General features: G+C 69.2%; 30 protein-coding genes and 1 pseudogene. 19 read left to right on the top strand and 12 right to left on the bottom strand.

Annotated features, from left to right (window positions below; translation table 11 throughout):
* Positions 1 to 408 precede the first annotated feature (408 nt).
* The 8 genes from ACF1FZ_RS15305 to ACF1FZ_RS15270 all read left to right on the top strand — a co-directional run bounded on the left by ACF1FZ_RS15305 (position 409) and on the right by ACF1FZ_RS15270 (position 8035).
* On the top strand, positions 409 to 3360 hold the full coding sequence (locus tag ACF1FZ_RS15305) for a glycoside hydrolase family 48 protein (RefSeq protein ID WP_391773861.1): 2952 nt from the start codon (positions 409 to 411) through the stop codon (positions 3358 to 3360).
* A 101-nt stretch (positions 3361 to 3461) separates the two neighbouring features.
* Positions 3462 to 3977 carry a DinB family protein gene (locus ACF1FZ_RS15300; protein WP_391773860.1) on the top strand — a complete coding sequence of 172 codons (516 nt, stop codon included), beginning with the start codon at positions 3462 to 3464 and terminating at the stop codon, positions 3975 to 3977.
* A gap of 160 nt (positions 3978 to 4137) precedes the next feature.
* Positions 4138 to 4776: a DUF4230 domain-containing protein gene (locus ACF1FZ_RS15295; protein WP_391774024.1), complete on the top strand. Its 639-nt coding sequence runs from the start codon at positions 4138 to 4140 to the stop codon at positions 4774 to 4776.
* 115 nt (positions 4777 to 4891) lie between these two features.
* Positions 4892 to 5329 carry a nuclear transport factor 2 family protein gene (locus ACF1FZ_RS15290; protein ID WP_391773859.1) on the top strand — a complete coding sequence of 146 codons (438 nt, stop codon included), beginning with the start codon at positions 4892 to 4894 and terminating at the stop codon, positions 5327 to 5329.
* A 125-nt stretch (positions 5330 to 5454) separates the two neighbouring features.
* The gene (locus tag ACF1FZ_RS15285) at positions 5455 to 6126 is read left to right on the top strand and encodes a TNT domain-containing protein (RefSeq protein WP_391773858.1); all 672 of its coding nucleotides are present in this window, start codon (positions 5455 to 5457) and stop codon (positions 6124 to 6126) included.
* A gap of 8 nt (positions 6127 to 6134) precedes the next feature.
* The gene (locus tag ACF1FZ_RS15280) at positions 6135 to 6368 is read left to right on the top strand and encodes a hypothetical protein (protein WP_391773857.1); all 234 of its coding nucleotides are present in this window, start codon (positions 6135 to 6137) and stop codon (positions 6366 to 6368) included.
* 103 nt (positions 6369 to 6471) lie between these two features.
* Complete coding sequence (locus ACF1FZ_RS15275) at positions 6472 to 7470, top strand: alpha/beta fold hydrolase (RefSeq protein WP_391773856.1); 999 nt, start codon at positions 6472 to 6474, stop codon at positions 7468 to 7470.
* Positions 7471 to 7522: 52 nt separating this feature from the next.
* Positions 7523 to 8035, top strand: coding sequence for a DUF664 domain-containing protein (locus ACF1FZ_RS15270; RefSeq protein WP_391773855.1), 513 nt, complete (start codon positions 7523 to 7525; stop codon positions 8033 to 8035).
* Here ACF1FZ_RS15270 and ACF1FZ_RS15265 read toward each other — a convergent pair.
* On the bottom strand, positions 7993 to 8832 hold the full coding sequence (locus tag ACF1FZ_RS15265; protein ID WP_391773854.1) for an AraC family ligand binding domain-containing protein: 840 nt from the start codon (positions 8830 to 8832) through the stop codon (positions 7993 to 7995). The genes ACF1FZ_RS15270 and ACF1FZ_RS15265 overlap by 43 nt on opposite strands.
* An 88-nt stretch (positions 8833 to 8920) precedes the next feature.
* Between ACF1FZ_RS15265 and ACF1FZ_RS15260 the strand changes: the two genes are divergently transcribed.
* Positions 8921 to 9352: a DUF2000 family protein gene (locus ACF1FZ_RS15260; protein WP_391773853.1), complete on the top strand. Its 432-nt coding sequence runs from the start codon at positions 8921 to 8923 to the stop codon at positions 9350 to 9352.
* Positions 9353 to 9475: 123 nt separating this feature from the next.
* On the top strand, positions 9476 to 9763 hold the full coding sequence (locus tag ACF1FZ_RS15255; protein WP_391773852.1) for a hypothetical protein: 288 nt from the start codon (positions 9476 to 9478) through the stop codon (positions 9761 to 9763).
* A 25-nt stretch (positions 9764 to 9788) separates the two neighbouring features.
* On the opposite strand, the gene ACF1FZ_RS15250 is transcribed toward ACF1FZ_RS15255, so the two are convergent.
* The 6 genes from ACF1FZ_RS15250 to ACF1FZ_RS15225 all read right to left on the bottom strand — a co-directional run bounded on the left by ACF1FZ_RS15250 (position 9789) and on the right by ACF1FZ_RS15225 (position 14705).
* The gene (locus ACF1FZ_RS15250; protein ID WP_391773851.1) at positions 9789 to 10223 is read right to left on the bottom strand and encodes a protein-tyrosine phosphatase family protein; all 435 of its coding nucleotides are present in this window, start codon (positions 10221 to 10223) and stop codon (positions 9789 to 9791) included.
* Positions 10224 to 10225: 2 nt separating this feature from the next.
* A complete protein-coding gene (locus ACF1FZ_RS15245) occupies positions 10226 to 10498 on the bottom strand; it encodes an HPr family phosphocarrier protein (RefSeq protein WP_391773850.1) in 273 nt (90 codons plus the stop codon).
* A gap of 45 nt (positions 10499 to 10543) precedes the next feature.
* Positions 10544 to 12526: a fructose-specific PTS transporter subunit EIIC gene (locus ACF1FZ_RS15240; protein WP_391773849.1), complete on the bottom strand. Its 1983-nt coding sequence runs from the start codon at positions 12524 to 12526 to the stop codon at positions 10544 to 10546.
* A gap of 81 nt (positions 12527 to 12607) precedes the next feature.
* Positions 12608 to 13555, bottom strand: coding sequence for a 1-phosphofructokinase (gene pfkB / locus ACF1FZ_RS15235; protein WP_391773848.1), 948 nt, complete (start codon positions 13553 to 13555; stop codon positions 12608 to 12610).
* Positions 13552 to 14313 carry a DeoR/GlpR family DNA-binding transcription regulator gene (locus ACF1FZ_RS15230; RefSeq protein WP_391774023.1) on the bottom strand — a complete coding sequence of 254 codons (762 nt, stop codon included), beginning with the start codon at positions 14311 to 14313 and terminating at the stop codon, positions 13552 to 13554. Before ACF1FZ_RS15230 ends, pfkB begins: the two co-directional genes overlap by 4 nt.
* A gap of 137 nt (positions 14314 to 14450) precedes the next feature.
* Positions 14451 to 14705 carry a DUF6296 family protein gene (locus ACF1FZ_RS15225; protein WP_391773847.1) on the bottom strand — a complete coding sequence of 85 codons (255 nt, stop codon included), beginning with the start codon at positions 14703 to 14705 and terminating at the stop codon, positions 14451 to 14453.
* A gap of 275 nt (positions 14706 to 14980) precedes the next feature.
* Here ACF1FZ_RS15225 and ACF1FZ_RS15220 point away from each other — a divergent pair, with 275 nt between their 5' ends.
* A complete protein-coding gene (locus ACF1FZ_RS15220) occupies positions 14981 to 15235 on the top strand; it encodes a DUF5133 domain-containing protein (RefSeq protein WP_391773846.1) in 255 nt (84 codons plus the stop codon).
* A 179-nt stretch (positions 15236 to 15414) separates the two neighbouring features.
* The gene (locus tag ACF1FZ_RS15215; protein WP_391773845.1) at positions 15415 to 16257 is read left to right on the top strand and encodes a PepSY domain-containing protein; all 843 of its coding nucleotides are present in this window, start codon (positions 15415 to 15417) and stop codon (positions 16255 to 16257) included.
* A 94-nt stretch (positions 16258 to 16351) separates the two neighbouring features.
* Here ACF1FZ_RS15215 and ACF1FZ_RS15210 read toward each other — a convergent pair.
* Positions 16352 to 16848 (bottom strand): annotated as a pseudogene (locus ACF1FZ_RS15210) (GNAT family N-acetyltransferase).
* A 214-nt stretch (positions 16849 to 17062) separates the two neighbouring features.
* On the opposite strand from ACF1FZ_RS15210, the gene ACF1FZ_RS15205 reads away from it, so the two are divergent.
* Together ACF1FZ_RS15205 and ACF1FZ_RS15200 are read left to right on the top strand one after the other, a co-directional pair.
* On the top strand, positions 17063 to 18208 hold the full coding sequence (locus tag ACF1FZ_RS15205) for a hypothetical protein (RefSeq protein ID WP_391773844.1): 1146 nt from the start codon (positions 17063 to 17065) through the stop codon (positions 18206 to 18208).
* Between the two features lie 209 nt (positions 18209 to 18417).
* Positions 18418 to 19185: an NPP1 family protein gene (locus ACF1FZ_RS15200; protein WP_391773843.1), complete on the top strand. Its 768-nt coding sequence runs from the start codon at positions 18418 to 18420 to the stop codon at positions 19183 to 19185.
* A gap of 37 nt (positions 19186 to 19222) precedes the next feature.
* Here ACF1FZ_RS15200 and ACF1FZ_RS15195 read toward each other — a convergent pair whose 3' ends face one another.
* Positions 19223 to 19654 (bottom strand): VOC family protein, encoded by a 432-nt coding sequence (locus ACF1FZ_RS15195; protein WP_391773842.1) that lies wholly within the window; start codon positions 19652 to 19654, stop codon positions 19223 to 19225.
* Between the two features lie 172 nt (positions 19655 to 19826).
* The gene (locus ACF1FZ_RS15190; RefSeq protein ID WP_391773841.1) at positions 19827 to 20249 is read right to left on the bottom strand and encodes a PPOX class F420-dependent oxidoreductase; all 423 of its coding nucleotides are present in this window, start codon (positions 20247 to 20249) and stop codon (positions 19827 to 19829) included.
* Positions 20250 to 20616: 367 nt separating this feature from the next.
* On the opposite strand from ACF1FZ_RS15190, the gene ACF1FZ_RS15185 reads away from it, so the two are divergent.
* Positions 20617 to 20883: a hypothetical protein gene (locus tag ACF1FZ_RS15185; protein WP_391773840.1), complete on the top strand. Its 267-nt coding sequence runs from the start codon at positions 20617 to 20619 to the stop codon at positions 20881 to 20883.
* A 369-nt stretch (positions 20884 to 21252) separates the two neighbouring features.
* Here the strand turns inward: ACF1FZ_RS15185 and ACF1FZ_RS15180 are convergent, their stop codons facing one another.
* Positions 21253 to 21795, bottom strand: a complete 543-nt coding sequence (locus ACF1FZ_RS15180) for a MerR family transcriptional regulator (RefSeq protein WP_391773839.1) — start codon at positions 21793 to 21795, stop codon at positions 21253 to 21255.
* A gap of 472 nt (positions 21796 to 22267) precedes the next feature.
* Between ACF1FZ_RS15180 and ACF1FZ_RS15175 the strand changes: the two genes are divergently transcribed.
* The 4 genes from ACF1FZ_RS15175 (at position 22268) to ACF1FZ_RS15160 (ending at position 25164) form a co-directional block, all read left to right on the top strand.
* Complete coding sequence (locus ACF1FZ_RS15175) at positions 22268 to 22438, top strand: hypothetical protein (RefSeq protein WP_391773838.1); 171 nt, start codon at positions 22268 to 22270, stop codon at positions 22436 to 22438.
* A 129-nt stretch (positions 22439 to 22567) separates the two neighbouring features.
* Complete coding sequence (locus ACF1FZ_RS15170; RefSeq protein ID WP_391773837.1) at positions 22568 to 23074, top strand: GNAT family N-acetyltransferase; 507 nt, start codon at positions 22568 to 22570, stop codon at positions 23072 to 23074.
* A gap of 289 nt (positions 23075 to 23363) precedes the next feature.
* Positions 23364 to 24029 (top strand): maleylpyruvate isomerase family mycothiol-dependent enzyme, encoded by a 666-nt coding sequence (locus ACF1FZ_RS15165; RefSeq protein WP_391773836.1) that lies wholly within the window; start codon positions 23364 to 23366, stop codon positions 24027 to 24029.
* 289 nt (positions 24030 to 24318) lie between these two features.
* Positions 24319 to 25164 carry a GNAT family N-acetyltransferase gene (locus ACF1FZ_RS15160; protein WP_391773835.1) on the top strand — a complete coding sequence of 282 codons (846 nt, stop codon included), beginning with the start codon at positions 24319 to 24321 and terminating at the stop codon, positions 25162 to 25164.
* A 136-nt stretch (positions 25165 to 25300) separates the two neighbouring features.
* On the opposite strand, the gene ACF1FZ_RS15155 is transcribed toward ACF1FZ_RS15160, so the two are convergent.
* Entirely contained in the window at positions 25301 to 26191 is an 891-nt protein-coding gene (locus ACF1FZ_RS15155; protein ID WP_391773834.1) for a TIGR03620 family F420-dependent LLM class oxidoreductase, read from the bottom strand.
* Positions 26192 to 26412 lie beyond the last annotated feature (221 nt).

The raw sequence follows: 26412 nt of genomic DNA, 5'->3' as shown, positions 1-26412 counted from the left end.
CTGAGACGCGGTGCCGGTCTCCGCCGTGGGTACGCGGGCGGATCCGGAAGCCGTGACCATGGTCGCGACAGTGCTGCCGGCCATGGCGGACGCTGCTCCGGAGAACAGCCTGAACAGGTGCGATAAGTGCGGGAGGTGACGCATGAGCGACTCCTTGCAGATCGGGCGTGCCCCCTACGGCACGTCGACTGGTGGAACCGCTCCCACTGGTGTGGCTTGACGTTAGAGCGTCAAGTGGTGTCGGTCAACACACCAGTTCCCATCTCTTGCTGTCGAAATAATTCGACTCTTCAAGCGTCTTGACTCTCTTTTTCCCCCTCCCCATGCTGGGAGCGCTCCCACTGGTTCAAGGCTTGTGCTCAGCCCCGCACGCCCCCCATGTCGCCGAGCCGCGAGGAGGTACTGCGCATGCCATCGGGACGCGCACGAAGAACGTGGTTATCGAGGAGACCCGGCAGAACCGGAGCCCGACACCGCCGTCTGTGGACAGCATTCACGGCGGCACTGGCCCTCCCTCTGGGAATGACCGCCGCGGCCGGCGGGCCGGCCCAGGCCGCAGCCGTCCAGTGCAGCGTGGACTACAAGACCAACGACTGGGGTTCGGGCTTCAGCGCCGAACTCACCGTCACCAACAGGAGTTCCGCCGCGATCAACGGCTGGACCCTGACCTATGACTACGCCGGCAACCAGAAGCTCACCAACGGCTGGAACGGGACCTGGTCCCAGTCGGGCAAGACCGTCACCGTGAAGAACGCGGGCTGGAACGGCTCCATCGCCGCCGGGGCCGCTGTGACGGCCGGCGCGCAGTTCGCCTACAGCGGCACCAACACCGCACCGACCGCGTTCGCCGTCAACGGCACCGCGTGCGTCGGTGCCCATCAGCCGCCGATCACCGTCCTCACCAGCCCGGCGCCGGGCGCCGTCTTCTCCGCCGGAGACGCCGTCCCCCTGGCAGCCACCGCGGTAGCCGCCGACGGAGCGGGCATCAGCAAGGTCGAGTTCTACGACGACACGAAGCTGCTCGGCACGGACACCACGTCCCCCTACACCTACAGTGCCGAAGGGCTGTCCGTCGGCGGCCACTCGCTGTACGCCAGGGCGTACGACGGCCGCGGTGCTTCGGCCGAGTCGACCCCGGCGGGCATCACCGTCGCCGCAGGTCCGGCAGTCGTCGCCACACCCGCACAACTCGGCGTTCAGCAGGGTAAGTCGGGGACGTTCAACGTATCGCTGTCCACCGCACCCTCCTCGTCGGTCACCGCCACGGTGGCGCGGAGTGCCGGGAACACCGGCCTGAGTGTCACCGGTGGTGCGAGCCTCACGTTCACCCCGTCGAACTGGTCCACTCCCCAGAAGGTGACCGTCTCGGCCGATGCGTCCGGTACGGGGGCCGCGACCTTCACCGTGACGGCCCCTGGACACAGCAAGTCCGACGTCACGGTCACCCAGCTCGCCGCGGCGAAGGAGTACGACGCCCGCTTCCTGGACCTGTACGGGAAGATCACCGATCCGGCGAACGGTTATTTCTCCTCGGAGGGCATCCCCTACCACTCCGTCGAGACCCTGATCGTCGAGGCTCCCGACCACGGACACGAGACGACGTCGGAGGCATACAGCTATCTGATCTGGCTCCAGGCGATGTACGGGAAGATCACCGGGGACTGGACCAAGTTCAACGGTGCGTGGGAAACCATGGAGACGTACATGATCCCCACCCACGCCGACCAGCCCACGAACTCCGCGTACAACGCGTCGAAGCCCGCCACCTACGCACCCGAGCACGACACCCCGAACGAGTACCCGGCCGTCCTCGACGGATCGGCGGCCTCCGGATCGGACCCGATCGCCTCCGAACTGAAGAGTGCGTACGGCACCGATGACATCTACGGGATGCACTGGATCCAGGACGTCGACAACGTTTACGGATACGGCAACTCTCCCGGAAAGTGCTCGGCCGGGCCGAACGAGACGGGCCCTTCGTACATCAACACCTTCCAGCGTGGTGCGCAGGAGTCGGTCTGGGAGACCGTCACCCACCCCACCTGCGACAACTTCACCTACGGCGGTGACAACGGCTACCTGGACCTGTTCACCGGGGACGCCTCCTACGCCAAGCAGTGGAAGTTCACCAACGCTCCGGACGCGGATGCCCGCGCCGTCCAGGCCGCCTACTGGGCGGACGTCTGGGCGAAGGAGCAGGGCAAGTCGAGCGAGGTGTCGGCGACCGTCGCCAAGGCGGCGAAGATGGGTGACTACCTCCGCTACTCCATGTTCGACAAGTACTTCAAGAAGGTCGGCAACTGCGTCGGCCCGACCACCTGCCCCGCCGGCAGCGGCAAGAACAGCGCGCACTACCTGATGTCCTGGTACTACGCCTGGGGCGGTGCCACCGACACCTCGGCGGCCTGGTCCTGGCGCATCGGATCCAGCCACGCCCACGGCGGTTACCAGAACCCGATGGCGGCCTACGCCCTGAGCTCCGTCACCAGCCTCAAGCCGAAGTCGGCCACAGGGCAGCAGGACTGGGCCAAGAGCCTGGACCGGCAGATGGACTTCTACCAGTGGCTCCAGTCCGACGAGGGGGCCATCGCGGGCGGTGCGACCAACAGCTGGAAGGGCAGTTACGCCCAGCCTCCGGCCGGTACGCCGACCTTCTACGGCATGTACTACGACGAGAAGCCCGTCTACCACGACCCGCCGTCCAACCAGTGGTTCGGCTTCCAGGCGTGGTCCATGGAGCGGGTCGCGGAGTACTACCACGAGTCGGGCGACGCCCAGGCCAAGGCCGTACTCGACAAGTGGGTCGACTGGGCCCTGTCCGAGACGACCATCAACCCGGACGGTACCTACCTCATGCCGTCCACCCTCAAGTGGTCGGGTGCGCCCGACACCTGGAACGCCTCGAACCCCGGAGCGAATTCCGGACTCCACGTCACGGTCGCCGACTACACCAACGACGTCGGAGTGGCCGGCGCCTACGCCAGGACCCTGACCTACTACGCGGCCAAGTCCGGTGACGCCGAGGCGAAGGCCACGGCCGAAGGGCTCCTCGACGGCATGTGGAGCCACTATCAGGACGACGCCGGAATCGCGGTTCCCGAGACCCGGGCCGACTACAACCGGTTCGACGACCCGGTGTACGTCCCGAACGGCTGGACCGGCGCGATGCCCAACGGCGACACCGTCGACAACGACTCGACGTTCCTGTCCATCCGGTCGTTCTACGAGGACGACCCGAACTGGCCGAAGGTGCAGGCCTATCTCGACGGCGGAGCCGCTCCGGTCTTCACCTACCACCGGTTCTGGGCACAGACCGACGTCGCACTGGCTCTGGGGGCGTATGCCGATCTCCTGGAGTGAGTGACCGCGGTGCCCAGGGGTTCCGGCCGCCGGCCATCAGCCGGGGGCCGGAATTCCGGCCGGACCTCCCCCGGACGGACGGCGGGAGGCATGATCATGCGATGACATGGACAGCTCCCGAAACCACCCGCGTGCCCGGACCGCTCACCGGCGGTGAGCGCGAGACACTGACCGGCTACCTGGCCTTCTACCGCAGCACACTTCTGCAGAAGTGCGCCGGCCTGACGGGCCGAGAGCTCGCGGAGCAGACTGCCGAGCCGTCCAACCTCACCCTGCTCGGCCTGATCCGGCACATGGCCAAGGTGGAACGCATCTGGTTCCGTCAGGGGTTCGCCGGCCTGGCGCTACCCCCGATGTACGACCAGGACAAAGGTAAGGACGCGGACTTCGAAGACCTCTCACCGGAACGCGCCCCCGAGGACCACGCCCGCCTCGTCGAGGAGATCCGCCTCGCCGACGAGGCGGTGGCGGGGGCGTCGCTCGATGCCACCTTCACCTTGCGCGGCTCGGTCTACTCGCTGCGCATGGCGCATGTCCACATGATCGGGGAATACGCGCGCCACACCGGGCACGCCGACCTCCTGAGGGAGCGACTGGACGGCACCACCGGGGCCTGATGCCTCCCCCGCCTCACGCCCGTACAGGATCTGGCGTAAACCGGTGTCCGGGCGGACTGAAAGGGCCGGACCGGGTCACACGGAAGACATGACGTCCACTGACGTAACGACGGACAGCACCAGGGACCCCGGCCGCGGCAGCGGGCCGCACCGCAGCCGGATGCGGGGGTGCCTGCCGTTCGCCGGCGTGTGCGCCGTGGCACTGGTCCTGCTGCTTCTCGGCTCCCGGCTCAGCTTGCTGCCGGGGTTCGGGGACCTCTTCGGCGAGGAGACCGATGACCGCTCCGGCCCCGCAGTGCTCAAGTCCATCCAGGACATGAGCGCGTACGAGGCCGCCTCCGGAAACTTCCAGGTGGTCGTCGACCTGGAGAAGGACGCCAAGCTCCTGCCCGACGCCATCCGGGGCACCCGGACGCTGTACGTCGGCGCGGGCACCGTCGGAGCCTCCGTCGACCTGGGCAAGGTCGGGGCCTCCGGGGTGACCGTCAACGAGGACCGCACCACGGCCGAACTCGTGTTGCCCCACGCGGTTCTGGGCAAGCCCGCCCTGGACCCGGACCGCTCCTACGCCGTGTCCAAGCAGCGTGGGCTCCTCGACCGGCTCGGTGACTTCTTCTCCGGCAACCCCGGCAGTGAGCAGGCGGTGAACAAGCTGGCCGCACAGCACATAGGAGAGGCCGCCGCGGAGAGCGGCCTCACGGAGCGGGCCGAGAAGAACACCACCTCGATGCTCCAGGGCCTGCTCGGTTCGCTCGGGTTCGAGAAGGTCACCGTCCGGTACGGCGGTCCTCGCGGCTGACCCCTTCGCCGTTTCCGCCCGCCTGCCCCGCCTTCACCGGCCCGGCTGCCCTGCGCCACACTCACCGGAACGAACGGCCGCCCCGTCGGCCGACAGGACCCAGGGAGTGATGACCATGACCGCCGAAACCACAGCACGTTTCAGGGCCGCCGTCGAGCAGGGCGATCTGGCGGCACTGGAGGATCTGTTCACCGAGGACATCCGCCTCCTCAGCCCGGTGAAATTCACTCCCTTCGAAGGCAGGCCGATGGTGCTCGGCCTCTTCGGCGTGCTCCTGCGCACATTCGAGGACTTCCGCTACGTCGGTCACTTCGCGGGCGAGGCCTCCACCAGTGCCGGGGGTCCCCGGGAGCCCTCGGAGATCCTGCTGTTCAGGGCGACGGTGAACGGCAAGGAGATCCACGGGATCGACCTGCTCCAGTTCGGCGAGGACGGCCGCATCCAGGAGTTCACCGTGATGGTCCGCCCGATGTCCGCGGTCCAGGCGCTGGGCGAGGCCGTACTGCGAGGGCTCGCCGCCGACGGTTTCGTGCCGGACGGGACGACGCGCTGAGAGGACGGGGCCGGCCAGGGTCCTCCAGGCCGGGCGCCGGACGGCATGGCGCGAACGCGGTGCGAAGCGGCTCGATTACCCTGGGTGAAGAAGTAAGGCTTTCATGCATCCGAGGGGACCTCCGAATGAACCGTATCCGCACCGCACTTGCCGCGCTGGGCATCGTCGCAGGCCTGGTGACCGCGCCCGCTGCGAGCGCCGCACCGCATGAGAACCGTACGGCGGCGGCAGCCGGCCACGACCCCTGCACCGGTGAGTTCCTCGGGGACGCGCGGCTGGGCCCCCGGTGGCTGCCCTCCACGAAGCAGGCGCCCATCGGCCCGCTGCTCAAGGGGTACAAGCGCACGGGCAGCCTGTCTTCCTCCGCCTTCCTGAACAAGTACTGGGAGGGGACGGCGGACACAGGCAGCTGGAAGTACCCGCCCAACGACGGCTTCGCCGAGGTCAACGGACGGATCGACAAAGAGCCTGCGAAGCTGCGCACCGGGCAGCGCCTGGACCGCTTCGGATCGGAGTACGGTGGATACCTCGCCCCCGCCGGCGACGCCTACAAGGAACGCTCTCTGCCACCGCAGAACCTCAGCACCCGTGATGTCGCGTCTCCTTGTGACTACCGCCTCTACAAGGTCGCCAAGCCGTTCTGGGTCTGGCAGGGCAGCATCGCACCGTGGTTCGAGCAGCCCGGCGGAGGACAGCAGATCAAGCTCGACGCCGTCTTCCTCGACCCGGGAGCGGACCAGCGGCTCAACGTGAAGTGGCTGCTGGACCACGCCTACCTCACGCCGGCGGACGCGTAGACCGAGCTGTGGACCGCCGGGAGTTGCGTGCCGCACTCGTAGCGGCCGACGTGGCCGACGGCTACTACCGCATCGAAGGAATCCATGAACCGGCCCCCACACCCCCGGATTTCCTGTTCCTGAGGCAGGCGCCCGACGGCGTGTGGGAGACCGGTGCGTACGAACGCGGGAGGTACGGGGTGGTCGCGCGGCATCCGGACGAGGCAGCGGCCTGCGCACACCTTCTGCGCCTGCTCGTCTGACCGGCCACCGGCGGTTTTGCCGTAACGGCAAATTCCCTTGGTCAGAGGTATGGCGGCGCCGAATGATGGTCACGCAGTCAGGCCCGAGAACTCGAGGAGACACATGCCGCAGCCCGCCGAGCCTTCCGCGACCGTCCCCGGAGCCGTGCACCGGCTGGTGGACGTACCCGGCGGCCGGATCCACCTCCTGGAGCAGGGGACCGGCCCCCTCGTCCTCATGATCCACGGCTTCCCCGAGACCTCGTACTCCTGGCGCCACCAACTCCCCGCCGTTGCCGCGGCGGGCTTCCGGGCGGTCGCTCTCGACGTCCGCGGATACGGGCGCTCCTCGGCCCCCGGCACAGTGGACGCCTACCGTATGACGGCCCTGGTCGCCGACAACGTAGGAGTCGTGCACGCCCTGGGTGAGGAGACCGCGACGGTCGTCGGCCACGACTGGGGCTCGCCGATCGCCGCCAACAGCGCTCTGCTGCGACCGGACATGTTCACCGCCGCGGCTATGCTCAGCGTTCCCTATGCTCCCTGGAACCCTGTCCGTCCCACCGACGGCTTCGCCCGGATCGGCGGGAACGAGGAGTTCTACGTCAGCTACTTCCAGCAACCCGGCCGCGCCGAGGCGGAGATCGGTCCCGACGTACGCGGGTGGCTGGCCGGGTTCTACACCTCGCTCTCCGGCGACACCATGCCGCCGCCGGGCACGGACAGCCCCTTCTTCGTGCCTACCGGAGCGGCCATGCGTGACCGCTTCACCGGTGGGCCCCTCCCTTCCTGGCTCACGGAGCCGGATCTGGACGTGGTCAGCGCCGAGTTCGAGAGGACAGGCCTGACCGGCGCACTCAACCGCTACCGGAACGTCGACCGGGACTGGGAGGACCTGGCCGCCTGGGACGGCGCACGCCTGGCCTGCCCCGCCCTCTTCATCGGGGGCGCCCTCGACTCCTCCACCACCTGGATGGCCGACGCCATCGCCGCCTACCCCACGACGCTCCCGGGCCTGGTCTCCTCACACATCCTGGAGGAGTGCGGGCACTGGATCCAGCAGGAGCGTCCCGCAGAGGTCAACGCCCTGCTGACGAAGTGGCTGCACACCGTGAACCCGTGACGGGCGCGTGTCGAAGACGGGGCCCCGTCCGGGAACCGGCGATGGTGGACGTATGAACAGTGCAGGCATTCTTGCCGATGCGTTCGAACGCATCCACGAAACGGTGCACGCCGCAGCCGAAGGTCTCCCGCCCGAGGACCTCAACGCCAGGCTCGACGAGGACGCTAACTCCATCGCCTGGCTCGTGTGGCACCTCGCACGCATCCAGGACGACCACGTCGCCGACGCAGCGGGAACCGAGCAGATCTGGTTCACCGAGGACTGGGTGTCCCGCTTCGATCTGCCCCTCGAAAAGGGCTCGACCGGCTACGGCCACAGCAGCGCGCAGGCGGGTTCCGTGAAGGTGGCGTCGGGCGGCCTCCTCCTCGGCTACTTCGACGCCGTGCACGAGCGGACCCTCGGTTACGTCCGCGGGCTCGACGGACGGGCCCTGGACCGCGTCGTGGACGAGGTATGGTCGCCGCCGGTGACCCTCGGAGTGCGGTTGATCAGCGTCATCGCCGACGACCTGCAGCACGCCGGTCAGGCCGCGTTCGTCCGGGGGGTGCTGGAGCGCCGTCGGTGATCTGCGGATCCGGTGCGCGCGTAGTGTCCCGGACTCGTGCCGACCACCCGCTTGAAGTGCCGGGAGAAGTGGGACTGGTCGTAGAACCCGACCGAGGACGCGACCTCCGGCGCGCGCAGCCCACCGAGCAGCAGGCGCCTGGCCAGATCGACGCGGCGTCCTGTCAGGTACTGGTGCGGAGCCATGCCGAACTCCCGGCTGAAGGCCCGCACCAGGTGTGTGTGATGGGTGTGCAGCCGCTCCGCCGCGACACGGAGCGGCAGCCCTTCGGCGAAGTGTTCGTCCAGCAGGTCCCGGAGCGCGTACGCGATCCGGCGGTCGGGCACCTGCGGGGTGACGGGCTCGTCGCGCAGGTGCCCGGCGAGACGTTCGGAGACGAGCGCGAGACGGCTCTGCGCCTCCAGTTCGTCCCCAGGACGCTCGAGCGTCCGGTGGAGCTGGTGAACACGGTGGCGCAGCCGCGGATCCCGCAGTACGGGCCGGTCCACCGCGCGTCCTACGAGGTCCGCGTCGATCTGCTCGGTGTCCAGGTACAGGACACGCTTGCGGAACCCCCCGGGCCTCGCCGCATCGCCGTTGTGCGGGACGTGCGGGGGCAGCAGCGTCACCACCGAGCTGGGCGCCCCGTGCTCATGGCGGTCCAGGTCGTAGCGGACCATTCCCTCGTCGACGATGAGCAGCGTCCACGCGTCGTGGGTGTGCATGGGGTATGCGTGATCGGCGAAGTGCGCGTGGAAGACCTCCTGGATGCCCTCGACGCGCGGACGCCACGCGGTGATGTCCGGACGTGCACCCATGGGCGAAGCGTACAAGAGCGTCACCGGCCACCTCGGCATGCAAACTTCGTACAAGACGGCCGGAGGCCGGGCTCGGCAGACTCCCGGCATGACCGACGACAACGCACCCGTACGCTTCGACACCAAGATCGCTGTACTGCTCCGTGACGACCTCGAGACCTGGCAGCGGCTGAACGTCACCGCCTTCCTGGTGAGCGGCCTGGGGACGCAGGTGCCCGAGGTGATCGGCGAACCGTACGCCGACGCCGACGACACCCCGTACCTGCCCATGTTCCGGCAGCCCGTACTCGTGTTCGCCGGATCCAAGGAGCTCCTCACCACCGCGCACACCAGGGCGGTCGGCAGGGGCGTGACCCTGGCCGTGTTCACCTCCGACCTCTTCGCGACCGGCCATGACAAGGCCAACAGGGCAGCGGTCCGGGCGGTGCGAAGGGACGGGATGGACCTGGTGGGCCTGGCGGTGTACGGCCCGCGTAACGCCGTCGACAAGATCCTCAAGGGTGCGTCGATGCACCCCTGACGTGCGTCCCGGCGTTACCGAACGGATACCCACGGGCACACCCGTGCGGGTGATGGCCGCCGGTGCCATACTCAAGACAAGTCCGCTTGACAGGCTTGTCATTGTCCCGAAAGGCGACGCGTCATGAACTGGGCATCGTGGACCACCCTCGGTGTCTTCGCGGGAACCGGCGGAGTGCGCACCGAAGAGGTAGGTGTCGTGAGCGGTGATCTGACCGTGCACACGACGTGGACCGAGGACCAGGCCGAGGTCGCCGTTCAGTACAGCGGCGCCTCGGACTGGTTCACATTGGCCGGCAGTCCGGTACCGTGCCGGTCGGAGGAAGAAAGCAGGTCCTTCCACCAGAGCGTCGTCGAGGCGGTACGCGCCGGCGGCGGAGCCACGGTTCCGGTTCCGCAGACGGTGGACTGACCGGCACGCGAGGTACGGCAGCCGGTCAGTCTGCCGCGAAACGCGCCACGTACCGGCGCTGCCAGGGTGTTTCCACGGCTCTGGGGTGATAGTTCCGGCGGACGTAAGCGACCGCTTCTCCCGCCGGGACGCCGTCCAGCACGGCCAGGCAGGCCAGGGCCGTACCGGTCCGTCCGCGGCCGCCTCCGCACGCGACCTCGACCCGTTCGTCCGCGGCACGTTTCCACGCCTCCTCCAGCACGGTGCGCGCCGCCGCCCTGTCGGTGGGCAGACGGAAGTCGGGCCAGCGCAGCCACTGCGATTCCCAGGTCACCGAGGGGGGCGGGCCGCCCAGCAGATGGACGGCGAAGGCCGGCTCGGGGCCTTCGGGGAGCGGACGTCTCAGACCGCGGCCGCGGATCAGCCGCCCCGACGGCAGCCGCAGCACACCCTCATCCGCCGGGTCCCAGGTCTGCTTCACACTCAGTCCCTCCCGTCGAGATCCTGCGACAGGAGGCGAGCCAGTTCCTCGACCGCGTCCGGCGCGCTTTCGCCCACAGCCGACAGCACCAGCAGATCGCCGTGCTGGGCCGCCAGGGCGAGTACCGACAGCATGCTTCGGGCGTCGACCGGCTCACTGTCCTCGCGCGCGACGGTGACGGCGACCGGCTGACGCATGGCCGCCTGGACGAAGAGGGAGGCGGGGCGGGCGTGCAGGCCGCTGCGGGAGCCGACGGAGACGGTGCGCTGGTACACGGTTCACTCCTGGGTGGGGGTTCGTGGTTCGGGGAGAGGCAGGGATCAGGCCGCGACGGGGGCTTCGGACCTGTCGTCCGTGGGGGTGGCGCCGGGGTCCCGCCGCATGCCCTTGAGGGTGACGACCAGAACAGCGGACACCGCGGTGCCGACGGCGATCGCCAGCAGGTAGAGGAACGGCTCACCGATGAGCGGAACGACGAAAACACCGCCGTGCGGAGCGCGGAGCGTGCAGCCGAACGCCATGGACAGCGCACCCGTGACCGCCCCGCCGGCCATCACGGACGGAATCACCCGCAAGGGATCCCCCGCGGCGAACGGGATCGCTCCCTCGGTGATGAACGAAGCCCCCAGCACCCATGCCGCCCTGCCGTTCTCCCGTTCGGTACGGGTGAACAGCCTGCGGCGTACGGTCGTGGCGAGGGCCATCGCCAGGGGAGGCACCATGCCGGCCGCCATCACCGCGGCCATGACCTTGAGGCTGCCGGGAGTCGGATCGGCCAGTCCGCCGACCGCGAAGGCGTACGCCACCTTGTTCAGCGGACCGCCCATGTCGAAACACATCATCAGGCCGAGGACGATGCCGAGGATGACCGCGTTGGAGCCCGACAGCCCGTTCAGCCACTCGGTGAGGGCGTTCTGGAGGGAGGCGATCGGCTTGCCGACCACGATGTACATCAGGAAGCCGACGGCGACCGACGCGAGCAGGGGGATCACCAGCACCGGCATGATGCCGCGCAGCGTGGGATGCACCTTCACCCGCTGGATGGCCATCACAACCGCACCGGCCAGCAGGCCCGCGACCAGGCCGCCGAGGAAGCCCGCATCGACGGTGAGCGCGATGGCGCCGCCGACGAAGCCGGGGACGAGCGCGGGCCGGTCCGCCATTCCGTAGGCGATGTACCCCGCCAGCACCGGAACCAGGAAACCGAAAGCGGCGCTGCCGATCTGGTTGAGCAGGGCGGCCCAGCTGGCGGCCTCGCCCCATACGAAGTGGTCGGCCACCGACTTCGCGCTCGCGATCTCGTAGCCGCCGATGGCGAACGAGATCGCTATGAGCAGCCCTCCGGCCGCCACGAACGGCACCATGTAACTGACACCGGACATCAGGTAGGTGCGCAGCCGGACACCGAAGTGCCCGGAGGTTCCCGCTGTGCCGCCCGTACCGGCATCCGGGCCGTGGCGCTCGTCGAGGACCCCGCTGGTCTCTCCCCGCTCCGCCTTGCGCCGGGCCTCGGTGATGAGCTCGGCCGGCCGATTGATCCCGGCCTTCACGCCGGTGTCGACGACCGGTTTGCCGCCGAACCGGGCTTTCTCCCGCACATCCACGTCATGGGCCCAGATGACCGCGTCCGCGGCGGCGATCACCTCCGGGTCCAGACGGTCGAAACCGGCCGATCCCTGTGTCTCGACATCCAGCACGACGCCCTGGGCACGCGCGGCAGCCTGCAGCGACTCGGCGGCCATGTAGGTGTGCGCGATACCGGTCGGACAGGACGTGACGGCGACGATGCGGAACGGTCCGGTCGTCTCCCCTTCCGTGTCCGCCGCAGTCGTCTCATCCGGGGCCGGAACCGGTGCGGGAACCTCCTCGCCGCGGATCCGGGCAGCCGCGGTGCCGGGAGCGCCCTCGGCCCGTAGCGCGCCGGTGAAACCGGGGTCCATGAGCCGCCGCGCCAGGCTCGACAGGATCGTGAGGTGGTCGTCGTCCGCGCCCGCGGGCGCGGCTATCAGGAAGACGAGGTCTGCGGGACCGTCCGCGGCACCGAAGTCGATACCCCTCGCGCTGCGGCCGAAGGCCAGCGTCGGCATGGTGACATGCTCGCTCCGGCAGTGCGGAATGCCGATGCCGCCGTCCAGGCCGGTCGGCATCTGTGCCTCGCGGGCCGCCACGTCGGCGAGGAAGCCTTCGAGGTCGGTGACACGGCCGGCTGCGACCATCAGTTCGGCCAGTGAACGGGCGGCCGCGCTCTTCGTCTCGGCGGACAGATCGAGATCGACCAGTTCCGCGGTGATCAGCTCACTCATCGCGGGGCTCCTTGCTCGTGGACCGCCCGGGGGCGGACGCGGGGGACGGGGGCGTCGTACGGCTGGACAGGTACGGGACGGTCATGTGGTCTGCTCCGTGAGAGCCAGGTCCACGGGGATGTCCTCGGTGGTGACCACCGAGGACGGATCGAGGTCGGCCGGTGCCGGCATGGCGCTTCCGGGCAGCTGCACGGCGGCGGCGCCGTGCGCCACCGCCGCCGACAGAGCGGCGCGGCCCGCTCCGCCTGCGGACAGGAACCCCGCGAGCGAGGCGTCCCCCGCACCGACGTCGCTCCGGACGGTGTGCACCCGCGCAGCGGCGAAATGGGCCCCGGACCGTTCCACCAGCAACTGTCCGACGGCCCCCAGGCTGGCGAGCACCGACCGTGCCCCGAGCTCGCACAGCTCCTGTGCCGCCTCGAGCGCGTCACCGACCGTCGCGAGCGGACGGCCCACGGCCTCGGCGAGCTCCTGGGTGTTCGGTTTGATCACGTCCGGCTGTTCACGCAACGCGGCTACGAGAGCGGCGCCGGAGGTGTCGAGGGCGATCCGGACGCCGGCACGGTGGCTTTCGGCGACCAGGTCGGCGTACCACTGCGGGGGCAGTCCGCGGGGCAGGCTTCCGCAGCAGGCGATCCAGTCCGCGCCCGCCGACCGGGCCCGGACGGTGTCCAGCAGGCGCCCGGCCTCGGCGGGGGCGATCTCGGGCCCCGTCGCGTTGATCTTGGTGAGTGTGCCGTCGGGTTCGACGAGGGTGATGTTGGTACGGGTGCTGCCGGTGATCGGTACCCCGGCAGCTTCGATGCCGTGCTCTCCGAGCAGCCGGGCCAGCAACGCGCCCTCGGGTCCGCCCAACGGTGCGACGGCCACCGTGCGGTGCCCGGCGGCGGCGGCCGCACGGGAGACGTTGACGCCTTTGCCCCCGGGATCCACACGGTCGGCGGTTGCCCGCAGCACGGAGCCACGGATGAGCCCGGGAAGCTCGTAGGTGCGGTCCAGGCTCGGATTGGGAGTGACGGTCAGGATCATGCGCGTACTACTTCCGTGCCCCGGCTCTCGATGGCCCGGGCGTCGTCGGGGCTCAGCCCCGTATCGGTGATCAGCAGGTCGACGTGTGAAAGATCGCCGAAGCGTGCGAAGTGCTCCTGACCGGCCTTGCCCGAGTCCGCGAGGAGCACCACTCTGCGGGCCGCCGCGATCACGGCACGCTTCACGGCGGCCTCGGCCAGGTCCGGGGTGGTCAGTCCGCCCTCGGGAGAGAACCCGTTCGTGGCGAGGAAGACGACATCCGCGTTGATCTCGGCGTATGCGCTCAGTGCCCAGGCGTCGACAGCAGCGCGGGTGCGGTGTCTGACCCTGCCGCCGACCAGGTGCAGTGCGATCCCCGGATGGTCCGCGAGGCGTGCGGCCACGGGCAGGGCGTGGGTGACCACGGTGAGGCGCGAGTCGACCGGGACGGCGGCCGCCAGCCTGGCGGTCGTCGTGCCGGCATCGATGATGATGTTGCCCTCGGCCGGGAGCTCACCCAGGGCCGCGGCGGCGATGAGGTCCTTCTCATCGGCCGCCACGGTGTCGCGTTCGGCGAGATCCGGCTCGAAGCCGAGCCGCCCGGCCGGGATCGCGCCACCGTGCACCCGGCGGAGGAACCCTGCGCGGTCGAGCACCTTGAGATCACGGCGAATCGTCTCCGCCGTCACCTGGAACTGCTCGGCCAGGGACAGTACATCGACGCGTCCGCTCTCGTCGGCGATGCGGAGGATCTCCTGCTGCCGCTCCGGTGCGTACATGTGGTTACGTATCCGTTTCATGCCCGAGTCTGTGGTTTAACCGGCAGACTACGGCCGTATCTCCGGAAAGTAAACACATTCGGATGGAGAGTGGGCGTGAACGGACTTCGGTGCAGTGGAGGTGCCGTCCGGAGCCCTCAGTCGGAGCCGTGGGCTGTGGTTCGTGGGCCCAGCGGCCGGGCCAGCAGCGGGGCTCCCAGGACCTGATGGCCGCCGCTCGCCTGCATGCGCACCTCGCCGCGCTCGCTGATCTCGGCACGCACGATTCCGGACTCGTCCTCGTATATCGGATAACCGCCCGCGCCGGAGCGCGCCGTGAGGTGGACGGCGACCACGTCGTCCTCGGCGCCGCCCGCCCGGAATATGAGCTCGTAACTCTCCGGGTAATCCATGACCCACCTCCCGACCGGGCAGGCAACAGCCGCTCGCCCGTCACCTCCATTGTTTCCCATCGGGACGCCGTGCGCCGGGGGAAGCGGGGGCGGGTGACCCTCCGTGATTGCGGATGCGGAACGGGTCCGGCGGAGTGACCATCATTTACAAGGGACCGGACGCGTGCTGTCAGCTTCGCACGGCCGGCCGTGACGCCAGGCGCTACCGCCGGCGCGATCGGACTTCGTCGGCGCGGGACCCACGGTTCCCGGCCGCCCTGTGGAGAGGAACTGCCGTGCTGATGGCCAATCCTGCAACGCTGCGGAATCTCGTCAAGCGCTACGAGGCACTGCGAAGCACCCATGCACGGCTGGGCACTTCCGAGAGCAGCCGCCGGCTCGAGGACGTCTCCTACACCCTCTGCGTCACCACCGGAACCAGGACAGTGCCCGCCGCCCTGGCCACCGCCGCGGCGCAGTTGCGCGCCGTCCGGTCCACGGGATCGCTGAGTGCGGCACCGGTGTCCGCCGAGGCGCAGCTGACCGCTTGATGCCGCACAGCTCCTCCGGGGAAGGCGCCGGTTCGCACGAACCGGCGCCTTCCTTCTGTCCGTGCGTCTCCGGGCGCGGGGCGGCACGACACGCCGAATGGGCGGACGGCGCGGTCGAACGGGTGACAGCCGCCGGTCGGACAACATGACTGTTCGCAGAGGCGGCTAGGCATGCAGGCATGAGATTTGAGCCCCGTCGAAACAAGACCGTTTCCCCGCGTACCCGTCGGCTCCGTGTGGCCGGCGGCGCCCTGAGCGCCGCCGCACTTGCCGCCGCTCTCGTGACCGGTTGTGGTCAGGACAGCGGTGACAGGACAGCTGCGGAGACCTCGGAGGCAGCGAAGGTTCTCCCTGACCAGACGACCAGTCCCTCCGGGAGTGTTTCGGGCAGCCCCTCCGGGACGGCGCAGCTGACCGAGGACCAGACCGAGCGCAAGGAACTGCTGTCGACCGTCAAGGTCACCTTCGACAAGGCCGCCACGACGGCCGTCGGTGAGGTGTCCGGTGGCAAGCTGACCGACTTGGACCTCGAGGGCCTCGACGACGAGGACGACGACGACGCGACCGGCAGCCCGAGCCCGACCGGCAGCCCGACCGGCGCCAGCCCGAGTCCTGAAGCCACCGGGAGCCCGAGCGGGACCGGCAGCCCGAGCCCCAGCGGCAGCGCCGGCAGCCCGAAGTGGGTGGCGGAGGTCGTGGAGAAGGACGGCACCGCTCACCGTGTGACCATCGACGCGATGTCCGGCGACGTCATCGACTTCGCACCGGAAGCCGGTCAGAGCGATGCGGACAAACAGGAACTGGCGGCCCGGATCGCCAAGGCGACGCAGACGCCTCAGCAGGCCGCGAAGACCGCCATGGGCAGGCAGAAGGGCTGGGTCACCTCGATCGCCCTCGACGAGAACGACAGTCAGGTTCTGGTCTGGAAGGTCGACGTCGTCTCCAAGGGATGGAACAAGACCACCTTCGACGTGGATGCGGTGAAGGGCACGATCACGGACGAGCAGATCGACGAAGACTGACGCACAGCACGAACGGGCCCATCGGTGGCGGACCGCAGCGCGGTGCGCCACCGATGGGCGTTCCATGGCCTGAGCTCCGCGGGACTACCCGGGCTCAGCGGTCCGGGTCCGTCAGATCGCGGGTGAAGCGCAACCCGGGTCTTCCCAGCAGAGTGACGGCGCCGGTCTCCACGGAACCGCACGGGCCAGTACGGTCCTCGAACCCGTGTTGCCCACCGTCGTCCCGGCCCGGAGTGAGGTCAGGCCGTACTCCGCGAAAGCCCGTGCGCATGCCTCGCGGACGCCCGACGTGGCCAGCCCCGCCCCGCCCCGCCGCTCGCCCGGCGATCCGGTAACCGATCTCCGCCGAGCCGTCCGCGAAGCCGACGAGGCTGACCCGTCCCAGGACTGCCCCGTCCTCGTCCGTCAGGATGTGGAAGTGGTGCATCCCCGCTTTCTGCTCCGCCAGCAACCCGGCGTGCCGGGCGTCGGATCCGGAGAAGCAGTCGTCCCCCGGCCCGGGATCGAAGCGGCGAAATACGCCCGGTTCTCCTGCTCGGAGGTGAGCAGGGCAGGAGCATGATCGGCACGAAGATGTTCGAGGACGGTCATGAGGCGACGGTATGCAGGCGAGATGGCCGAGGCGGCATGGGAGCACCGTTTCGCCGCTGTCACACCGGGGCACGCCGGAGGCGCCGCTGCGGAGAAGGAGGAACGCCGGAGCCGAAGCGGGGGAGCCGGCGGTCCCCCCGCGGTTCCGATGGCGAAGCCCTTGTCCGTGCTCGTACGTCAGCACGAGCGGTGACCTCGGCCTCTTCTGCGCGTTGTGCAGGGCATGTCCTCTCCCCCTTCCAGCTCCTCCTCCGCTCCGGCGGTGAAGCCGAATCCCTTCCTGCTGACGCCCCACCAGGGTGAAGCCGCCCGCGCTCTTCTGGCGTATGTCAGCTCGCTGCCGTTGAGGGGAGCCGATGCGCGGCTCCTCGCGGTGGTCGTCGCCATCCGGGCGGCCCGGAGCGGGATCGGTAACCTCACCGGCCAGGATGTGCGTTCCCTCCGTCTGGCCGACCCGGAGGGAGCCGTCGGAGCCTTCGCCGCTCTCGGCTGGCAGGGGCAGGAAGCCCTGCTGGGCACGGATCTCGTCACACCGGTGGCGGTCACGGTGCCGGATCTGACCGGCCGCCCGGACTCCCCGTTGCCCTTCGGCAAGGTGATGCGCTCCAAAGTGTCGGGCTGGACGATCCGGACCCTGTCCGCCAAGCCGGTCAAGAAGGCCTCGGCCGCCGCACGGTTGGCCGCGCTGTTCCTGTCCGCCCACGGCCCGGCCGACGCGTACGGGACGCTCCCCGCCCACCTCCCCGACGAATGCCGGGACGCCTTGCCTGAGTTGCTCGCCAAGCAATTCCTGCGGGAGCGGGACGGCGACCGCTACCTGCTCGCCGAGGCCGTACGGCATCTGTCGGGAATGCGCCCCCTGCACGACACCCCGTCCGGCCCGCGTGACGAGCCGGAGACGGAACTGCTGAGCTGGGACGACTGGAAGGACCGGGCGAGTGCGGCCCTGCGGCGGCACGTCGAGGCCGTCGAGCACTGCCCCGAGTGCGCCCTGTCCACGGCCAGGGTGTCGGAGGCCTTCATGCGTACGGCGGTTCCCGCCCAGTTCGAGGAGAAGGTGCGCAGGGCCTACGGTGTCTGGCAGGCCACGTACCCCGACCAGGGGCCTGCCGCCGCCGAGTTCGCCGCCTCGTTCCGCGCTGCCCACGGTCACGGGCCCTCCGTCAAGCAGTTCTGCAAGGGCATGGGATGGGGCAAGATGTCCCGGGAGCTGCGGATCTACGTCATCCGCCGACTGATCGCGGATGGTTGGCTGATGAACACCGAACCGGTGCCATGGACCCTGCGTCCGGGCAAGGCTGTCCAAGCCGGGACGTCCGGCGCGACGACTCCCGTCGGCGCAGTCGCACGCCCGTGCTGAGTGGATGTCAGGTGCGTGTGACGGTGTCGTGCACCTGCCCTCCGGCCTCACGTCCACGGGGCCGAGAGGGGGAAAGGGCCCCTGCCGCCTGACCGATGCGGACATACCGGGGGCCGAACACGGCGCCCGTGGGGTTCGGGACGTTTGTGATGGGCATGCCAGGCATAGTGCGCGTGCCCCCACAGCCACGTGCCGACCCGGAGGACGCAGTGAAACCCAGCACATCGATCCGCAAGGCCGGTCTCGCCGTGACCGGTGCCATCGTTTTGGTCATCACCTCGGCAAGCAGCGCGTTCGCCGCCCCGCCGGCTGCGCTGCCCGCGAACGCAGAGACACTGGAACAGACATTTCAACCCGCGTACGACTACGACACGGACGGGTGCTACCCCACGCCGGCCATCGGCGCGGACGGGGCCGTCGCCACAGGCCTCAATACGACAGGCGCGGTCAACGGCAGCTGCCGTGACGCCGTGGACCTGGACAACACCAACGGCTATGCCCGCTCCACGTGCAACAACGGGTGGTGCGCGGTCATGTACGGGCTCTACTTCGAGAAGGACCAAGCAGTGGCGGGCAGTGGGCTCGGCGGGCACCGGCACGACTGGGAACACGTCGTGGTGTGGGTCCAGAACAACGAAGCCCGCTATGTATCCACCTCTGCTCATGGTGCCTTCGATGTCCATGCCAGTGACCGGATCAGATGGGACGGGACCCACCCCAAGATCGTTTACCACAAGGACGGCATCGGCACCCATTGTTTCCGCCCTGCGAATTCGAACGACGAGCCGCCGGAGAACCACTACCGGCAGTGGCGGTTCCCCGGCCTCGTCGGCTGGAACGGCTACCCTGCCGGCCTGCGGGACAAGCTGGTTCAGGCCGACTTCGGGAGCGCCGTCTTCGGCCTCAAGGACGGCAACTTCTCCAGCCACCTGGCAAAAGCCCGCCCGGCCGGCATTCCCTTCGACCCCAACGCCTGACACAGCGGGGCGGGACGGTGGCCGTCCCGCCCCGCTGTCAGCGCTCCGACAGCTCAGAGGGCGCCTCCTGGATCACCCATCCGTTGCCGTCCGGATCGGTGAAGGACATGAACGAATTCCAGGTGCCGCCCTTGCCCTCCTCCCAGCCGGCCGCCCCCACATGCCGGACCGCGGAAACATCCATGCCCCGGCCGGTCAGCTCCTCGCGGGCGGCCTCGATGTCCGTCACGCAGACCTGGAGGCCCTGCAGCGTCCCGGGGGTCATCGTTTTCCCCCCGGGGAACGCGGGCATCCCCTGAAGCACGGCGATCGAGCACCGTGAGCCCGGAGGCGTCAGCTGGATGATGCGCATTCCGGGAGCGACCTCGTCATCCAGATCCAGATGGAAACCCGCCTTCCCGGTGTAGAACTCCTTCGCCCGGTCCATGTCGGTGACGGGGACCGGGATGACCTCGAGCGTCCAGTTCATGCAGTCTCCTCAGCAGGGCCGGCGCGCCTGGCCGGTCGGCTCCTTCCCGGCGAGACCGGGGCGGCGGAGGCGCCACGGCGGACACCGGCGCAGGTCCACAGTCGTCCAGGGAACAGCCGGGCGCCCGCCGAAACGCACTGTGCCCCTCCGCCGCACCCGCCCGGCCCAAGGGTCAGCCCGATGCCTGGGAGCTGTCCCGGAAACCGCCCCAGCCGTGCCAGCGGTCGATCTCGATCCAGGCGTTCACCCGGCCTCGCCCCCTTTCCGCGTACGGCTGGCCGAGGTATTGCCGGGACAGCCGGTCGATGCCTGCCAGGCCCTCGTCGTCGCTCATCTCGGCGACCCGCCCGATCAAGGTCACATGGGTGTACCAGTCGGAGTCGTCGAGCACTGTGAGGGTGACACGCGGATCCCGGCGTACATGGTCAAGACGCTTGCGGCCCTCGTCCATGTTGACGAGGATCCGGCCGTCGTCCCAGAGGTACCAGGTGGCCGCGGACACCGGCTGCCCGTCCGAGCGAAGGGTGGCGATCACAGCGGGGTTCGGCTTGCGCAGCATGGTGATCGCGGCGTCAGGAAGGGGCGGCTTCGACATGTTCTCTCCTCTGTCTCGTGCTGTGCCCTCTTTGTGCCGATGGACCACCGGATGATTCAGAGGGCGCGTCTCCACGCTGCCACACGAAACATGCGGCCTCCGGGACTGCTGCCCCTGACAATGCGCGTCCGCGGTGAGCAGCCGCACGGTGTCCCCCGGCCGGCGGCACGCTTCCTCAGCCGGCGGCCGGGGGACACCGCGTCCGAGGCCGTCCCGCCCCGGGTGCGGGCGGATGCCTGCCTGGGCCCAACCGCCCGGAGGCGGCCGCACGGTGTGGTCCGGCCGCAGGCCCGGCGACCTGTACGGGATCGGGGCCGGGCACCGGTGCGCGGCAGGGGTTGTCAGTGTCGACTGTGATGCTGGGGGCATGGACGAACTGATGAGGCGACGTGTCTACGGCGCCGACCATGACGACCCCGACCCGGGGGCCCGGCCCGGGCACGTTTACGTGGAGCTGGTGGGCGGCCCGCTCGACGGGCTGCTCCTGGACGTGACGGGCTGGTCCGATGAGCGGCTTGCCACAGGGGCGGTCCTCGGCACGGAGCTCGGTAAATTCGGTGCGGGCGGACGCGTCGTCTACGGACCCGTGGCGGCCGACCCGAAGCGCTGGGCCTGGCAGGCGGACAGCCCCTGAGCTTTCCGCCCGCCAGGCGCGTCAGCTGACTTCCGTACGCAAGGCGGTGACGAACCACGTGAAGACCGGCCCGGGACCAGGAGGCGCAGGTCAGCCGTTGACCGTGGCGAGGAGCTGCCGGTAGTGAGCGGCTCGCCGGTCCGAGCCCGTATCCAGCCGCGTGATGAGCCAGTGGCCCGGCGTCGTCGGAGCGGGCGAAGGCGTGGGCGTGGAGCGCCATGGGGGAGGCGGCAGCCGGTGCTGCTTCTGCGGACGCCGGCCCGGTTCCCACTGCGAGGGCCCTGCCCGCCTCCTCGGGCACCGACTCGGTCAGCTCGTGGTGGGCCCCTGTGGTGTCTCCGTCCGCCCGCCGGGCTGCCTGCTGTCCGGTCAGCCGTCGCACCGCGGTGCGGAGCTCGGCGAGTTCGGTCCAGGTTTCCACCTGCGCAGGCGCCGGGGCGTCGGGGAACTCCGGCATGGCCGAACGCGTGAGAGCGACGAACTCGGGATTGGCGTCGACACCGCCGAGGGTGTCGTCGATGAAGTCGTGGGCCACCTTCCACCGCTCGTGTCCGGAGAGTTTCGCCGGTTTGTGCATGAGCTCCAGCCCTCCGTTGCGGGACCACGTCTGGCGACCGCCCGCGGTACCGCACGGCACAGGGTGCGGATCTCTACGTCCGGTGCGTCGGCGTGCGCCGCAGCGGCATCGGGTACGGAGAGTTCCCGGGCGAGGATCTCCCTGATGACGGCCGGGGTCATCCCGGGACAGCACAACGTACGCACGAGGTCGAGCCTGCTCGTCGCGCCGATGTCGTAGAGACGGTTTCCGGCCGGCAGCACGCCCCCCGCGTCGGAGTGGAACCGAACGGTCTTCACCGTCAGCCCGGTTCGCCGGGCAAGGTCACCGGTCGGGTGGAGCGCGTCGCCGTCCATGCCCCCCATCGCAGCCCCCTGCTGGAGACCCAAGCGGGTCGTGCGCAGGAGCAGGCCCCGGCCCGGATGACGACGAACTCAACTCGGTGTCCCCGCGCCCCCGTTATGCCGTCGCCGCACGGGCGCCGGCCACTCCCTGACATCCACGTAGCCGTTCCGGGCCCCTCCCGTGGAGTGCTCATTGTCATCAGGTCCATGAGCACGGGGCTCTCGCGCCCCTTCCCCTTGCGTCCTTTGAGGCGGACCGCGGGGGAGCGGTGCCGGAACTGCGGGAAGCGGGAGCCGACGGACGCAGCGGTGTCCGCGGGCAGGGCAGGGCCAGGACTGACCACGGCCCAGCGTTGTACCCACCGTGATCCGGGCCCCGGCCGTACCGTCGACGGCTGGGATCACACCGAAGGGGGTGCTGACGACCAGGTCTGATCCAAGCATGCGGGGGCACACGTGTGCCAACGACCAAAGGAGTTACGCCATGCTGGGAATAGCCGCGGCCGTACTGTTCTTCATCGCCTTTCTGATCAATGCCGCCGATATAGCGACGAACGACATCTTCGCCTCGACCAATGTCATGCTGATCGGCCTGATTCTGCTGGCCCTGCACGTCGCGGGTGTCGGTAACGGGCGGCGAGTCGGCCGACGCTGACCCTCACCCGCCCGGCCGGGGCGGCCGTGCCCGGTGCTGCCGGCCGCCCGGATCCGGCTGGGCCGGTGCGCAGGCAGCGAGTTCGCTGACCGGGACCGCTCGGACCTGGCCGCCCGGGACAATGGCCCCATGCGTATCCGCCTGGTGAACGACGATGAGTACCCGCTCCTCCAGGACATCGAGCGAGCCGCCGGGCAGCGCTTCCGCGACATCGGAATGCCCGAGATCGCTGACGACGAACCGCTGCCGGTCGATGAACTGGCTCGTTACCGGAGGAACGGGCTGGCCTGGGCCGCCGTCGATGCGGCAGACCTTCCGGTGGCCTACCTGATCGCTGAACGTCTCGACGGGAACCTTCATATCGAACAGGTGTCGGTACATCCTGATCAGGCCGGTCGCGCTATCGGGCGCCGTCTGCTGAACCACGTCGCGGTCCATGCTGCCGCCGACGGCCTGCCCGCCCTCACCCTCACCACGTTTGCCGGTGTTCCCTGGAACGCGCCTTACTACAGGCGCTGCGGATTCCACTCCCTCGACGACAGTGAACTCGGCCCGGGCCTCCGGGAAATCCGGCGGCAGGAAGCTGTCCACGGCTTGGACCGATGGCCAAGGATCTGCATGCGCAGAGACCTGTGACTCGGTGCCTTCGTCCGATGCGTTCGGCCACCTCGGGGCAAGGACCGGCTGCGCGAGCCAGTCCCCTTCCGGCTTCTGCCCGCCCGCCACGGTGCCGGAACCCGCTGATGGCACGGGCGCGTCCACTCGGTTTCCATATGATCCGGGTCAGGTCTTCCCGCGGGAGAGCCACGCGACACCGATGACTTCGCTCCGGAGTCCAAGTCTCCTCATGTGCCGTCCGGCACAATGGCGCGTGCTGCGGTCCAGGCCGACGGCTAAGCGGAACTTCTGACAGGAGAGCCACCGGATGACCGGTTCGAAACGAGTAGCCGACCGCAGACGTGGGGGAGAGATATGGTCCCGGGTCCGCTCCGAGCGGGCGGCTTTGGCAGCCGATCTCGCATGCCTGTCCGACCGTCAATGGGAGACACCGTCGTTGTGCAGCCAACTCACGGTGCGGGAGGTGCTGGCACATCTGACGGCGGGGGCGAGCCTTGACTCCGCGCGATGGCTGGCAGGTGTGATCCGTTGCCGGTTCGACTTCGACAAGCAGGTAGCCATGCGACTGGCCGAGCAGTTGGGTTCGTCGCCCGGGGAGACGCTTCAGCGGTTCCGGCGTGCCGTCCCGAGCACGACGAAGCCTCCGCTCCCTGTCATCGCCATGCTCGGGGAGACGATCGTGCACAGTGAGGACATCCGGCGTCCGCTGGGCATCCACCGGAGCCACCCGATCGAAACGGTCACGCAGGTCGCCGACTACTACCGGAGATCGGATCTCGTGGTCCTTGCCAAGGGGCGCATCCACGGCCTACGGCTCGTCGCGTGTGACGGGCCCTTCACGACTGGCTCCGGGCCGCTCGTATCCGGCACCACGTTGGCTCTGGTGATGGCTATGACCGGCCGAACGACGTTCATCGGCGACCTGGAGGGGGACGGGGTCGAGCTCCTCCGCACGCGTTGCGGAAAGGCATGACCCGCTGCCGGTACTTCCTCGGAGCTCAGCTGCGGAAGTGTGCGAGAGAGGTGGGACCTGGACACGGTCACCGGGCCGGTCGTATCACCGGATGACCTTGGCGAAACGTGTTCTCTCGCATGGGGAGCTGCCTGTCCGTATGAGGACTTGAGGGCCTGATCGGAATGGGTGAAGACTGACCGGGGAAGCGCGCAGCGGCCGGTCGTACTGTCACGGCCCCGCGCTGCGGGAAGGGACAGCGCAGCGCGGGCGTGAGCCTGGCCCGCCCCGGATCGAGTGGAAGAGGAACATGGCGAAATACGAGATCGTGACCGCCGGCATCGGTGACATGGCGAGGTTCCGGGAGTGGGCCGACGACGAGCAGTGGAACCCGGGGAAGCTGGACCACCTTCCCTTCCACGCGGCCGACCCGCACGGGTTTTTTCTGGGGAGGCTGGACACGGAACCCGTCACCTCCATCTCCGCCGTACGGTACGGAGTGGATTTCGGGTTCATCGGGTTCTATATCGCGCGCCCCTCCGTGCGTGGTCAGGGTTACGGGATCCAGGCGTGGCGGGCTGCCATGAAGCACTTGGACGGACGGAACGTGGGCCTCGACGGCGTTGTCGATCAGCAGGCCAACTACCGCAAGTCCGGGTTCGTCACCGCCTGGAACCACGTGCGGTATGCAGGAGTGCCGGGCAGTGAGAAGCCCGCTGGAGACATCACCGTGGTCGACGCCGGATCTGTCCCCTTCGACAGGCTGGCGTCCTACGACCGCCGTTTCTTCCCCGCGCGGCGTGATGCCTTCCTCTCCCTGTGGGTGGGAGTGCCCGGCCACACGGCCCTCGTGGCACTGCGGGACGGCGAGTTGCAGGGTTTCGGAGTGGTGCGTCCTGCCGAGTCCGGCGCGCGTGTCGGCCCCCTCTACGCCGCCTCCGACGGCATCGCCGCTGCCCTGCTGCACGGCTTGTCGGCAGGCCAGCAAGGTGCGCCGGTGGCCCTGGACGTGCCCGACGTGAACGTAGCGGCGGTCGGGCTGATGGAGCGTCTGGGACTCGAACCGACCTTTGAGTGCGCCCGGATGTACACCAGGGGGGCGCCCGACATCGACAGGGCGGGTGTCTTCGCCGCGACCACCATCGAACTCGGATGAGGACCCGCCGGCCCGCGCACCTGCATCCCATGCCATGCCGAGGCCGGAACCCGCTGCCGGGCCCCGGCCGTATCGGCACACGACCGGTGAAGCCGATACCGTCGGGCCCCGGCCGGTCTTTCGTGGGAGAGGCCCGTTACGTCTGGTCGGCGAACATCCCGGCCAGCTCGCGCCATTCGGCCCGCGGCAGGCCTCCGCCGCCCTCTTCGGCGGTGAGGACCTGGAGCGCCACATGGTCGGCACCGGCGTCGAGGTACTCCCGGGTCCGGGTCTTCACGCGCTCGGCGTCTCCCAGAGCGAAGAGGGCGTCGAGGAGCCGGACGCTGCCGCCGTTGTCGAAGTCGCTCTCCGCGAATCCCAAGCGCAGCAAGTTGGCGGTGTAGTTGGGAAGCTGGAGATACATCGCCAGCATGTTCCGCGCGGTGGAGCGGGCCCGGTCGGCATCGGTATCGAGGACCACTGACAGCTCGGGGGCGAGCAGGGCACCGGGGCCGAGCGCGGTACGTGCCTCTGCGGTGTGTTCGGCGGTGACGAGATAGGGATGGGCGCCCAGCGTCCGGCCGGCGGCGAGCTTCAGCATCTTCGGGCCGAGTGCGGCAAGAACCCGGCGCTCTGAGTCCACCGGTGGGTTCGCGGCGTCGAGCGCGTCGAGGTAGGCGACCATCGCGCTGTACGGCTTCGTGTACTGAGGCACCATGGGGCCGTGGCTGACGCCCAGACCGAGCACGAATCGCCTGCGCGCAGTGGACTCGATCGCAGCGATCCGCGCCGCCACCTCTTCAGCGGAATGGTCCCAGATGCTCAGGATGCCGGTGGCCACGGTGACCGTGCGGGTGGCCGCGACCACAGCCGCGGCGTCCTCGACCGAAGGGTTGCCACCGATCCAGAGAGTGCCGTACCCCAGTTCTTCGAGTTCGGCGACCGCTTCCGCGATGGCGTGTCTGCCGGCGTCGTCCGTACGCGACCCGTGCAGAGCACTGCTCCAGATGCCGACCCGTCCGAACGCCTCGCGTGTCTCAGAAGTCATGGTGTGGTCAACAGCGACCTGACCCCGCTATTCCCGACCGGGCGGGGTTTCATCCGAATGGGCGCCAAACGAATGGCTGCCCGGGACGGCGTGCGAGACGCTGGAGGTGTCGGCCGCGCGGCGAGTACGGTGCGCTCGGAGGGTGAGGTGAGGGTGATGGCATCCGCCGGCCAGGGCGAAGGCGGAAAAGGAAGATACTGGCCCCACCGCGCCGGCGTGCC

Source organism: Streptomyces sp. NPDC014623, from assembly GCF_043088245.1.
GTDB lineage: Bacteria > Actinomycetota > Actinomycetes > Streptomycetales > Streptomycetaceae > Streptomyces.
This window is presented reverse-complemented; position numbering and strand designations above follow the sequence as displayed.

Coding starts and splice junctions, on each gene's coding strand:
- ACF1FZ_RS15190 (WP_391773841.1), bottom strand. CDS start 20,249: ATGTCGAAGCCGCCCCTTCCTGACGCCGCGATCACCATGCTGCGCAAG.
- ACF1FZ_RS15260 (WP_391773853.1), top strand. CDS start 8,921: ATGACCGACGACAACGCACCCGTACGCTTCGACACCAAGATCGCTGTA.
- ACF1FZ_RS15240 (WP_391773849.1), bottom strand. CDS start 12,526: ATGAGTGAGCTGATCACCGCGGAACTGGTCGATCTCGATCTGTCCGCC.
- ACF1FZ_RS15255 (WP_391773852.1), top strand. CDS start 9,476: ATGAACTGGGCATCGTGGACCACCCTCGGTGTCTTCGCGGGAACCGGC.
- ACF1FZ_RS15305 (WP_391773861.1), top strand. CDS start 409: ATGCCATCGGGACGCGCACGAAGAACGTGGTTATCGAGGAGACCCGGC.
- ACF1FZ_RS15290 (WP_391773859.1), top strand. CDS start 4,892: ATGACCGCCGAAACCACAGCACGTTTCAGGGCCGCCGTCGAGCAGGGC.
- ACF1FZ_RS15285 (WP_391773858.1), top strand. CDS start 5,455: ATGAACCGTATCCGCACCGCACTTGCCGCGCTGGGCATCGTCGCAGGC.
- ACF1FZ_RS15195 (WP_391773842.1), bottom strand. CDS start 19,654: ATGAACTGGACGCTCGAGGTCATCCCGGTCCCCGTCACCGACATGGAC.
- ACF1FZ_RS15155 (WP_391773834.1), bottom strand. CDS start 26,191: ATGACTTCTGAGACACGCGAGGCGTTCGGACGGGTCGGCATCTGGAGC.
- ACF1FZ_RS15180 (WP_391773839.1), bottom strand. CDS start 21,795: ATGGACGGCGACGCGCTCCACCCGACCGGTGACCTTGCCCGGCGAACC.
- ACF1FZ_RS15215 (WP_391773845.1), top strand. CDS start 15,415: ATGAGATTTGAGCCCCGTCGAAACAAGACCGTTTCCCCGCGTACCCGT.
- ACF1FZ_RS15175 (WP_391773838.1), top strand. CDS start 22,268: ATGCTGGGAATAGCCGCGGCCGTACTGTTCTTCATCGCCTTTCTGATC.
- pfkB (WP_391773848.1), bottom strand. CDS start 13,555: ATGATCCTGACCGTCACTCCCAATCCGAGCCTGGACCGCACCTACGAG.
- ACF1FZ_RS15265 (WP_391773854.1), bottom strand. CDS start 8,832: ATGGGTGCACGTCCGGACATCACCGCGTGGCGTCCGCGCGTCGAGGGC.
- ACF1FZ_RS15275 (WP_391773856.1), top strand. CDS start 6,472: ATGCCGCAGCCCGCCGAGCCTTCCGCGACCGTCCCCGGAGCCGTGCAC.
- ACF1FZ_RS15225 (WP_391773847.1), bottom strand. CDS start 14,705: ATGGATTACCCGGAGAGTTACGAGCTCATATTCCGGGCGGGCGGCGCC.
- ACF1FZ_RS15230 (WP_391774023.1), bottom strand. CDS start 14,313: ATGTACGCACCGGAGCGGCAGCAGGAGATCCTCCGCATCGCCGACGAG.
- ACF1FZ_RS15270 (WP_391773855.1), top strand. CDS start 7,523: ATGAACAGTGCAGGCATTCTTGCCGATGCGTTCGAACGCATCCACGAA.
- ACF1FZ_RS15295 (WP_391774024.1), top strand. CDS start 4,138: ATGCGGGGGTGCCTGCCGTTCGCCGGCGTGTGCGCCGTGGCACTGGTC.
- ACF1FZ_RS15165 (WP_391773836.1), top strand. CDS start 23,364: ATGACCGGTTCGAAACGAGTAGCCGACCGCAGACGTGGGGGAGAGATA.
- ACF1FZ_RS15160 (WP_391773835.1), top strand. CDS start 24,319: ATGGCGAAATACGAGATCGTGACCGCCGGCATCGGTGACATGGCGAGG.
- ACF1FZ_RS15300 (WP_391773860.1), top strand. CDS start 3,462: ATGACATGGACAGCTCCCGAAACCACCCGCGTGCCCGGACCGCTCACC.
- ACF1FZ_RS15170 (WP_391773837.1), top strand. CDS start 22,568: ATGCGTATCCGCCTGGTGAACGACGATGAGTACCCGCTCCTCCAGGAC.
- ACF1FZ_RS15185 (WP_391773840.1), top strand. CDS start 20,617: ATGGACGAACTGATGAGGCGACGTGTCTACGGCGCCGACCATGACGAC.